Source organism: Tepidibacter sp. (genome assembly GCF_025210165.1).
Lineage (GTDB): Bacteria > Bacillota > Clostridia > Peptostreptococcales > Peptostreptococcaceae > Tepidibacter_A.
In genome coordinates this window covers 1-11385 of sequence record NZ_JAOASI010000086.1, presented here as the reverse complement: position 1 = coordinate 11385, position 11385 = coordinate 1, and the positions used below count along the sequence as shown (strand labels likewise).

Here is an 11385-nt window from a genome sequence, read left to right as displayed (position 1 = left end):
TATTTAAAAGTCGCTCAAAAATATTAAAAATCAGTATTAGGATACAATAGGATAAGATTATGTGGTTATTATAGCAAGGAGGATACACCTGTTCCCATTCCGAACACAGAAGTTAAGCTCCTTAGCGCCGATGGTACTTGGGGGGCAGCCCCCTGGGAGAGTAGGACGTAGCCACGTAATCTTTTTTTATTTGTATAGAGGTAAATCGAAAATGGTGGTTATTAAAATACCGTGAATGTCTTAAATATTTCGATAGAACTAAGCATTATACCTTATTAAATATACTAAAACTTCTTAAACTCGCTTAGGCTCAGACATAAGAAGTTTTTTAACGCATATTTAAACGGTATAATACAAGTTCTATACACGAAATATTTAAATCATTCCCTAATATTTTAATAACCACCATTTTTAATATTTATGATAATATAAAATATAAATCTTAAAATAAAGCTAACGCTTGGAAAAAAAGAGTATGTGTCTACCTGGAAATAGAAAATGAAAAACATCTAAGTAAAAAAATTATGGATTATAGAATTATGGATTATAGTAAGTCCATATGCCTATATATTTAAAATCTAATCATTTTTGAATAAAAAACATATATTACTATTACAGTATATTGTGGTGATATAATTAAATTATACCAATTTGAGGAGGACATTTTATGAATAAAATATTGCCATATAATGATAAAGATCCTATATGTATAGAAAATTATGCAAAAGGACTTATTGGAAAAACTTTCGAGGAAGCAGTAGGAAATATACGATTAAAGAAAGGGAATAAAGGTGGTTTAGGCCAACTACTGGAGAAATATTATTTTAAATATGAATTAAATAGTAACTCAGAAGCTGATTTTAAAGAAGCAGGAGTTGAGCTTAAAGTTTCTGGATACAAAATTAATAAATCTAAAAAAGTATCTGCAAAAGAAAGAATGGTTCTGAATATGATTAACTATATGGAGGTTCATAAAGAAGTTTTTGAAAATAGCTCTTTTTTAAAGAAAAATAAACTTTTATTATTAATATTGTATCTTTATGAAAAAGAAATAGATAGATTAGATTTTATAATTAAATATGTTCAATTATTTCAATTTCCAGAAAAAGATTTAAAAATAATAGAAGATGACTGGAATACAATAATAAATAAAATAAAAACTGGAAAAGCTCACGAAATATCAGAAGGAGATACAAATTATTTAGCTGCATGTACTAAAGGTACAAATAAAAATTCAGTAAGAGAACAACCTTTTTGCAATATACCAGCTAAACAAAGGGCTTTTTCTTTAAAACCTGCATATCTTACACATATTCTTAATGAGTACATAATAAAAGGAAAGAAAACTTATGATGACTCAATAGTAAAAAGTATAGATGAACTTGAAGATATTACTTTTGAGCAATTTGTTCTTCAAAAAATAAAAAAACATAAAGGTAAAACCATAAATGAACTAGCTAAAGAATTTAAAGTAATTGCAAATCCTAAGGGTAAATCTTTTACATATGAAGTAGCTAAAGGACTTTTAGGAGTAAAAGGAAAACATATAGAGGAATTCGAAAAAGCAAATATACAAATAAAAACTATCAGAATTGAAAATACTGGAAACATAAAACAGCATATGTCTTTTCCAGCTTTTAAATTTACAGAAATTATTAGAGAAGAATGGAAAATGTGTACTCTTAGAGAAATGTTTTTAAATACTAGATTTTTATTTATTGTATATAGATTTGATGAAAATAATCAGTTAAAGCTTGAAAGAGGTATGTTTTGGAATATCCCATGTGACGATTTAGAAAATGATATTAGAGAAGTATGGGAACGTACTGTAGGAATAATTAAGTCGGGAGTTAAAATTATTAAAAGAACTAAAAAAAGAGAATATAATAATTTACCTAACTCAAAGGATAATAGAGTAGCTCATGTCCGTCCTCATACAAACAAAAAAACAAATACATACCCTTTACCTACAGGTGGAAAATTTACGAAACAGAGTTTTTGGTTAAACAATAGTTACATATTATCTCAAATAAATGATAATTAATATAAATAATAAGAATTTGTTAAATTATTGTATCAAGTATGGTGTTTATTCAATTTAAAGAAGTAAATTAAAATAGAAAAGTCAAATTGACTTTTCTATTTTCTTTCTGCAGTGATAGCTGCATATGCAATTGGTTTGTAATTTTCAATATGTTCTATATTAGCTTCTTTTTCAAATATATTACTTAAGGATTTACCCATTTTTTCAACTAATCCAACAACTAAAGCATTACCCATGCAAAAGTATCTGAATTTTTGAGTCATACCAGTGTTTGTCCAATTATCATCAAATCCATTTAACCTTTCGGCTTCAATTGGGGTAATGATTCTAAGTCTATTTGTTGTAGGGTCTTTAACAACATGAGAACTTCTATTTATACTAGATTCACTTGTAAGCATAGTTCTTGCGGGTTTTTCTATTGGGTCAGGAAAAGATAGAGGCCCTTCGCTAAAAGTATAGGTATGACCTGCTTTACTAGTTCTTTCTATTTTTTTAGAGCCTTTTAAATATTTCCATTTTTTTAATTTTTCTACATTATTATCAATATAGTACTGTTCATCTACATTTGTTTCTAAAATAGAACTTAAACTTACATCAGTGTGTTTTGTAGGTTTTGTTTCTTCTGTATAGATTGTGCCATTAATCATAGTTCCCGTATTTCTAAAGTCTAATTTGAAGTTATCAGAAATATCAGCAAGGTCTATATAATTCATTTGTATTTGACTTGGTTTATGCTTAGTATCAAAATGTCTTTCTATAGGAAATTCATTTTGAAAAAATCCTTTATTATGAATGCAATCTTTTAAATTATTTTCATCTAAATGTTGAAAAAAGTTTGTATCATTTCTAAAAGCGAAAATAAAAACTCTTCTTCTTCTTTGAGGAAATCCATATTCAGCTGCATTAATAACTCTCCATTCAACAGAATAACCCAAATCATTAAAACAAGCAAGAATTACACCAAAATCTCTTCCCCTTTGCTTTGCTGGAGATTTCAATAATCTATCTACATTTTCTAGTAAAACAAACGGTGGTTTTTTTGATTCTAAAATATCTCTAATTTGCCACCATAATACACCTTTGATTCCTTCTATTCCTTTAGCTTGTGTTCTAGCTACAGAATAATCTTGGCAAGGGAATCCTCCTACTAATAAACTGTGATTAGGGATAGTACTTTTATCTATAGTAGCAATGTCTTGATTAACATGATTTTCGCTTTCTCCAAAATGATTTATATAGCAATCAAAAGCATGTTGAGTTTTTCTACTTGGCTCCCATTGATTCGCCCAAACAAAATTCCAATTATTAGAAGATTTATTTAGTCCTAAACGAAATCCTCCAACTCCTGCAAATAATTCACATACTGTTTTATTCATAAGGTGATGACCTCCATTTATCTTTGGTTAAACATATGTTCTGTATTGTACTTAAATATTATACTACATATTTTTTAATCTGAAAAGATCAAATTAGATAATATATAAATCTCACTAAATATTTTACATTTCTAGGAGAGAGACTAGTTTAATTGTAATTTCAATATATTTAGTTTCTAAACTGAGAAGATATAAACTGTAATTTACTTAGTAGGATTTATATAGTAATTATTTCTAAAAAATATTTTTAAGAATACAGTAGTATGAATAGTACGAATTTAGATTAAATTTAATATAATGTTAACTATTTTACTATGATACGTTTAGATTGGGGTATTGGAATTTGCGTTAAGAAACTTTTTTGTTTGACTAGATGGATTTCAAGAGGTTTTAGCATATTTCATAAACTCTAGATTTAGTTTAGTATTATTAAAATATCAAAAGTGGTATTACTATCAAGATAAAATGCTATAAGTAGTTAAAATACTAAAAAATAACGGTTATTAAAATGTTAGTGAATTTTTATATATTTTTCTATAAAACTTGTATAACAGCGTTTGAATATCCGTTAAGAAAGTTCGTTGTTTGAGCAAAGCGAGTTTAGAACTTTTAGGATATTCAATAAGATGTGATACTTAGTTTTATAAAAATATATAATACATGAGCGATATTTTAATAACCATTATTTTTAGCTTAACAGTCTATAATAAAGAATTAACAAACTCTTCAATACCCTTAATACCATTAACTAAATTTTCCTCACTACAAGCATAAGAAATTCTTATATAATCATCCATTCCAAATGCTATTCCAGGAACTGCTGCTACATTATTATTAGATAAAAGCTTATCACAAAACTCTACTGAAAAACTATCTTTATAATCAAGCTTGTTCTTTAAATTAGAAATATCTATAAACATATAAAAAGCACCTTTTGGATAAATATAATCTATATAGTTTATTTTAGATAGCATATCTATAGCTAAATCTCTTTTTTTCTTGTATATCTTAACCATATCATCTATATCATTTGAGCAATATTTTAAGGCTCCGTATGCGCACCATTGCGATATAGTAGATGGATGAGATACTAGATGTCCTTGAACTGTAGAAATACCCCTAGAAATAGTTTTGTTTGAAGCAGAATAACCAACTCTCATACCAGTCATAGCCACGGATTTAGAAAAACCATTTATAGTTATAGTTATATCTTTAGCCTTACTAGATAGAGAGGCTATACTAACAAAATCATCTTCATAAGATATTTTTTCGTAAATCTCATCTGCAAGTATGTATATGTTATTTTTTATACATATATCAACTATATTCTCAAGCTCTTCTCTTGTATAAATAGCACCTGTAGGATTTGATGGATTAGATAAAAATAACATTTTTGTTTTAGATGATATATTCTTTTTTATATCAGATACAGTTATTTTAAAATTATTTTTTCTATCTGTATCTACAAAAACTGGAACACCTGAACATAATTTTATCATTTCAGGATAGCTAACCCAGTATGGCTTAGGAACCAAAACTTCATCACCTGGATTTAATATTGAAATCAAAGTATTGGTTATAGCGTGTTTTGCTCCGCTTGAAATAACTATCTCATCTAAATCATAATTTGCATTATTTTCGTCTTTTAATTTTCTTATAATTTCTTGTTTTAATTCATTAACTCCTGAAACGCTATCATATTTAGTTTTATTATTATTTAAAGCATCAATAGCTACGTCTTTTGCTTTTATAGGTACGTTAAAATCAGGCTCACCTATACTTAAATTACATATAGAAATACCTTTTTCTTGAAGCTGAGCCACCTTAGAACTAATACCTATAGTATAAGATGGTGTTATATTTTTTAATTTATTAGAAAGCATTTAATCACTCCTTGTTGAAATTTAGTTTAATAAATTATAGCATAATAATATTATTATATTAAACATAAATCTATAAACATATGAAGTTATAATAAGTTATAATATACTTAAATTAAAATACAAGGGGGACAAATGATGGGGAAATCTATAATGCTTCAAGGTACAGCTTCTAATGTAGGAAAGAGCTTACTCACAGCTGCATTTTGCAGGATATTTAAGCAAGATGGATTAAGTGTATCACCTTTTAAATCACAAAATATGGCACTTAATTCATTTATAACAAAAGATGGACATGAAATGGGAAGAGCTCAAGTTTTTCAAGCAGAAGCTGCAGGACTTGAACCTGATGTTAAAATGAATCCTATACTTTTAAAACCTACAACAGACAAAAAATCTCAGGTTATAATAAATGGAAAAGTGTATGACAATATGGATGCTGTTACTTATCATAAGTTTAAGCCACAGCTTTCAAATATGATAAAAGATATATATAAGAAACTAGAAAATGAATATGATGTAGTTGTCTTAGAGGGAGCGGGAAGTCCTGCTGAAATAAATTTAAGAGAAAATGATATAGTAAATATGGGAATGGCAGAACTATCGGACTCACCTGTTATAATAATTGGAGATATAGATAGAGGAGGAGTATTTGCGTCCCTTGCAGGTACTATGCTACTTTTATCAGAAGAAGAAAGAAAAAGAGTTAAGGGAGTTATAATAAACAAATTTAGGGGAGATGTAGAAATACTAAAGCCAGGAATAAAAATGATTGAAGATATAATCAAAGTTCCAGTTCTTGGAGTTATACCTTATAGCAATCTTAAAATAGAAGATGAAGATAGTTTAACAGATAGATTTAAAAAGAAGAAATCAAAGGAAAGTGGAGAAATTGATGTAGAGGTTTTATATCTACCACATGTTTCTAACTTTACGGATTTTAATGTTTTTGAAACTCAAGAAGATGTTAACTTGAGATATGTTATGAGGGGAGAATCTATAGGAAATCCTGATATGTTAATAATACCTGGGAGTAAGAATACAATAGAAGACCTTATTTATTTAAGAGAAAGTGGTCTTGAAAGACAAATAAAAGATTTACATAAGAGAGGCAAGTTAATATTTGGTATTTGTGGAGGATATCAAATTTTAGGAAAGAAATTATATGATCCAGATGGAGTGGAATGTGGAATAAAAGAAATAGATGGAATAGGACTTTTAGATATAGAAACTACATTTGAAGGAGAAAAAATAACAACGCAAGTAGAGGCTGTTGTTCAAAATAATGTTAGAGGATTATTATCTTCTCTTGAAGGAATGAAGGTAGAAGGTTATGAGATACATATGGGAAGAAGTACAGTTGGAAGAGAATCTAGAAGCTTAAATAAAATGATTAAAAGAATGAACGAAAATATAAATGAATTAGAAGGAGCTATAAACTTACAAGGTAATGTAGCGGGAAGTTACATACATGGAATATTTGATAATATAAGCTTTACAAGAGGGCTACTTAATAATATAAGAAAAAATAGGGGGCTAGATGAAATACAAAGTGAAGTTACATCATTTAAAGAATTTAAAGAAAGAGAATATGATAAGCTAGCTAATATAGTAAGATCAAATATAGATATGGAAAGAATATACTCTATATTAAAAGGAGAGTAAATATATTATAGAATTTTTACAGGGGTTTTGCATGTGTGATATCAATTACTTCAGAGGGTTGTATACATAAATTAGAAAGAAACATAAGTTCTTTTGTAAAAATTTTAGGAAAATTTTCATAAAAAATAGAACCGTTATAAATACTTGCTTTCAAAAAAATGGACTTGTAATTTCAATACTTTGAGCCTGTTTGACTAAATTAATTAATTTTGATAACCTAAATATAGAAAAATACGAAGACCCTTTAACGAGGTTAAAGGGTACTTTTTTTGATTTACGCCACTATATATAGTATGAATGAAATGAGTATACACAACATAATGTACAAGGGGGCAGTAGTATGATTGAAAACGTAAAGAAGAGGGACGGTAGAATAATTATTTTTAGTAAAGATAAAATAGCTAGAGCTATATTCTTAGCTGCTAATGAAGTTGCACAGAAAGAAGGAAAAACAGCAGATTATGGAATAGCTGAAAAATTATCAGACAAGGCTCTAAGTCTTTTAACTAAAAAATATATAGGACAAGTTCCAACTGTCGAAAATGTTCAAGATGCTGTTGTAAAGACTTTGATAAAAAATGGACATGCAAGAACTAGTGAAGCTTATATATTATATAGAGCTGAAAGAAGTAGAATAAGAAATTCTAAGACAAGACTTATTCAGTCTATAAAAGAAATAACTTTTTCAGATGCAGATAATGCAGATATAAAAAGAGAAAATGCTAATATAGATGGAAATACAGCTATGGGAACTATGCTTCAATACGGAAGTGCTGTATCTAAGGAGTTTTGTAAAGAATTTGTTATAAATCCTAATCATTCAAAAGCTCATGATGTTGGAGATATACATATACATGATATGGATTTTTTAAATATGGGTACACTTACTTGTTGTCAAATAGATATAGCTGAATTGTTTAAAAACGGTTTTTCAACAGGACATGGACATTTAAGAGAGCCTCAGGATATATTAAGTTATTCTGCACTCGCAGCAATTGCTATTCAATCTAACCAAAACGATCAACATGGAGGTCAAAGTATACCGTTTTTCGATTATGGAATGGCAAAAGGAGTTAAAAAAACATTTAAGAGAGCATATGTAGAAAATATATATAAAGCTATAAGTATAGAAAAAGATATTGAAGAAGATCAACTAAAAATTATGATTGGAATAGCAAATGAAATAGAAAAATCTTTAAATAAAGAGATTTCATTAACTATACACACAGAAATAGATAATAGAATTAAACAGGAATTGACTAGAAAATATGATTTAGATGAAGAAAAATACTCAAAAATACAAAAGTTTGCAAGTAAAGAAGCTGTAAGAGAAACTAATAGAAAGACTTACCAAGCTATGGAAGCTTTTATACACAATTTAAATACAATGCACTCAAGAGCAGGAGCTCAAGTTCCTTTTTCAAGTGTTAACTTCGGAACAGATACAAGTGAAGAAGGAAGAATGGTAAGTAAAAATTTATTACTTTCTTTAGAAAAAGGACTTGGAAATGGAGAAACAGCTATTTTCCCAATACTAATATTTAAAGTAAAAGAAGGAATAAATTTAAACAAAGAAGATATAAACTATGACTTATTTAAATTAGCATGTAAGGTTTCATCAAAGAGGTTATTTCCGAACTTTAGTTTTATAGATGCCCCATTTAACCTTCAATACTATAAAGAAGGGCATCCGGAAACAGAAGCTACTTATATGGGATGTAGAACAAGAGTACTTGGAAATGTATGTGGAGATGAAATAGTTACAGGTAGAGGTAATCTTTCATTTACAACTATTAATCTTCCAAGATTGGGAATTAAACATGGAATATTAAAGAATAAAGAGACTAATATAAAAGGCTTCTACAAAGAGCTTCAAGAAAAAATAGATTTAGTAATAGAACAATTACTTGAAAGATTTGAAATACAAGCAAATAAAAAAGCTAAAAACTTCCCTTTCTTAATGGGACAAGGTGTATGGTCTAATTCTAAAGAATTATCTTGGGAAGATGATTTAAGAGAAGTTATAAAGCAAGGAACATTAACTGTTGGATTTATAGGACTTGCTGAGTGTTTGAAAGCACTAATAGGAGAGCATCATGGGGAAAGTGATTCTGCTCAAGAGTTAGGTGTTGAAATAATTAAATATATGAGAGATAAAATGGACAAAGCAAGTGAAGAATATGGATTAAACTTTTCTTTAATAGCAACTCCAGCTGAAGGATTAAGTGGAAGGTTCACTAGAATAGATAAGAAAGAGTTTGGAGAAATAGAAGGAGTTACAAGTAGAGATTACTATACAAATTCTTTCCATGTGCCTGTGTACCATAAATTATCTGCATTTGACAAAATAGAAAAAGAATCTAAATATCATGCGCTTACTAATGCAGGACATATAAGCTATATAGAGCTTGATGGAAACCCATCTGATAATATAGAAGCATTTGAAAGTATAGTAAGAGCTATGAAGGAAGCTGGAATTGGATATGGAAGTATAAATCACCCACTTGATAGAGATCCAGTTTGTGGATTTAATGGGGTTATAAATGATACATGTCCTGCCTGCGGAAGAAAAGATGGAGAAGACGATATATACTTTGAAAGAATAAGAAGAATAACAGGATACTTAGTTGGTACTGTAGATAGATTTAACAATGCTAAAAGAGCTGAGGTTAAGGATAGAGTAAAACATAACTAAAAGGGGTGATATTATGAAATTAAGACTAGCATCTTCTGTGACATCAGACAGCATAGTTGATGGACCTGGACTTAGAACTGTAATATGGACCCAGGGTTGTAAGCATAACTGCAAGGGGTGCCACAATAAACAGACTCATGATTTTAATGGAGGATTTGAGGTAGAAGTAGAATCTATAATAGATACTTTAAAAAAGCTAAGACTACAAAAAGGTATAACTCTTAGTGGTGGAGAACCATTTGAACAACCAGACGCTCTTGTTAAGATATGTAAAGAGGCAAGAAAACTTGGACTAGATGTTTGGGCTTATAGTGGATATACTTTTGAGCAGTTGACAGATATTAAAAATGATAAATATTTCAAATGGAAAAATCTATTGAATGAGATAGATGTATTAATAGATGGGAAATTTATAGAAGAGAAGAAGAGTATGCTTTTAAAGTATAGAGGATCTTCAAATCAAAGGATATTAGATATTAAAAAATCATTACAATTAAAAAGAGCTGTTCTTCATGTGGATTATAATGAGGATATGGATATAGCGAAATAAAAGCGAGGCTTAGGCCTTGCTTTTATTTATATAGGGAAATTATATAATTCTTAAATTTGTGATTAACCCCAAAATAAATGGTATTAAAATACCGCTCATGCATTAAATTTTTTAATAAAACTAAGCATTACATCTTATTGAATATCCTAAAAGTTCTAAACTCCCGTTGGTCAAACAACGAACTTTCTTAACGGATATTCAAACGCTGTAATATAAGTTTTATACAAAAACATTTAAAACATTCTCTAATATTTTAATACCATTTATTTCATAAATGTAGTTTTTAGATATTAAATAGATTCAATAATAAAATATATAAAAAAGTACCCATTAATATATATTGAGTAAATGCTACAATAAAAATAAGTTTACAATTGTAGAATATTACGCGTTATTATATGAGGGTGATAAATTTGAGAGATATATTAGGGTTTCCTGTTTTAATAGAACTGTTTTCTTTGATTACTTATTGTATAATACTTTGGGGATGTATAAGACATATAAAGGTATCTAAAAAACTAAAAGAGCAAGATGGAACAGAAATAGTTAGTAAAAAAACTTTAGACGAACTTAAGGCAGCAAAGAGATTAATTTTAATTGGATTTATTACAGTAATAGTTTTTAGAATAATTGGGGTATTAATTCACATTGAATAATTTGAAAATTTATTAAGTGTTTATTTCGAAATGTTAATATAATGCGAACTTGAAGGTAGGAGCAGATGTTTTAATAGACAGTTTTGATTAACTGCCTAAAATTATAATAATTTTTGCTTAAATTATAAAATATAAAAAAATCCATTATAAATGTTTAAATATAAACATTTTAGCCTATAATTAAATAGAGATAAATAATATATTTTAAAAAAAGTTTAAAAAAAGTGTTGACGAATTATTTAATAGCTGATATATTATTACTTGTCCTCGACAACGAGGCAAACACGAAAAACAAAATGAACTTTGAAAATTAAACAGTAGGTTATAAATAAATCACAACAGTGATTTTCGGAAACAAACACATTAAGTCAGTTTACTGAGTACTGACAAACTTTTATTTAAGAGTTTGATCCTGGCTCAGGATGAACGCTGGCGGCGTGCCTAACACATGCAAGTCGTGCGGAGATTATAAAGCTTGCTTTATTATCTTAGCGGCGGACGGGTGAGTAACGCGTGGGT

7 protein-coding genes and 2 rRNA genes are annotated in these 11385 nt (G+C 28.4%); 7 read left to right on the top strand and 2 right to left on the bottom strand.

What is annotated here, in order from left to right:
- Positions 1-60: 60 nt before the first annotated feature.
- Positions 61-177, top strand: a 5S ribosomal RNA gene (gene rrf, locus N4A48_RS14910).
- Positions 178-667: 490 nt separating this feature from the next.
- On the top strand, positions 668-2044 hold the full coding sequence (locus N4A48_RS14905) for a Sau3AI family type II restriction endonuclease (RefSeq protein WP_293667250.1): 1377 nt from the start codon (positions 668-670) through the stop codon (positions 2042-2044).
- A 95-nt stretch (positions 2045-2139) separates the two neighbouring features.
- Here the strand turns inward: N4A48_RS14905 and dcm are convergent, their stop codons facing one another.
- Together dcm and N4A48_RS14895 are read right to left on the bottom strand one after the other, a co-directional pair.
- Positions 2140-3420, bottom strand: a complete 1281-nt coding sequence (gene dcm / locus N4A48_RS14900; protein ID WP_293667248.1) for a DNA (cytosine-5-)-methyltransferase — start codon at positions 3418-3420, stop codon at positions 2140-2142.
- A 701-nt stretch (positions 3421-4121) separates the two neighbouring features.
- The gene (locus tag N4A48_RS14895; protein ID WP_293667246.1) at positions 4122-5303 is read right to left on the bottom strand and encodes a pyridoxal phosphate-dependent aminotransferase; all 1182 of its coding nucleotides are present in this window, start codon (positions 5301-5303) and stop codon (positions 4122-4124) included.
- Between the two features lie 135 nt (positions 5304-5438).
- Between N4A48_RS14895 and N4A48_RS14890 the strand changes: the two genes are divergently transcribed.
- From N4A48_RS14890 to N4A48_RS14870, 5 genes are all read left to right on the top strand, one after another.
- On the top strand, positions 5439-6965 hold the full coding sequence (locus N4A48_RS14890) for a cobyric acid synthase (protein WP_293667244.1): 1527 nt from the start codon (positions 5439-5441) through the stop codon (positions 6963-6965).
- A 340-nt stretch (positions 6966-7305) separates the two neighbouring features.
- A complete protein-coding gene (locus N4A48_RS14885; protein ID WP_293667242.1) occupies positions 7306-9660 on the top strand; it encodes an anaerobic ribonucleoside triphosphate reductase in 2355 nt (784 codons plus the stop codon).
- A 13-nt stretch (positions 9661-9673) separates the two neighbouring features.
- Entirely contained in the window at positions 9674-10210 is a 537-nt protein-coding gene (gene nrdG / locus N4A48_RS14880; protein ID WP_293667240.1) for an anaerobic ribonucleoside-triphosphate reductase activating protein, read from the top strand.
- A gap of 413 nt (positions 10211-10623) precedes the next feature.
- Complete coding sequence (locus N4A48_RS14875; protein WP_293667238.1) at positions 10624-10866, top strand: hypothetical protein; 243 nt, start codon at positions 10624-10626, stop codon at positions 10864-10866.
- A gap of 394 nt (positions 10867-11260) precedes the next feature.
- A 16S ribosomal RNA gene (locus N4A48_RS14870) occupies positions 11261-11385 on the top strand; the annotation flags it as partial.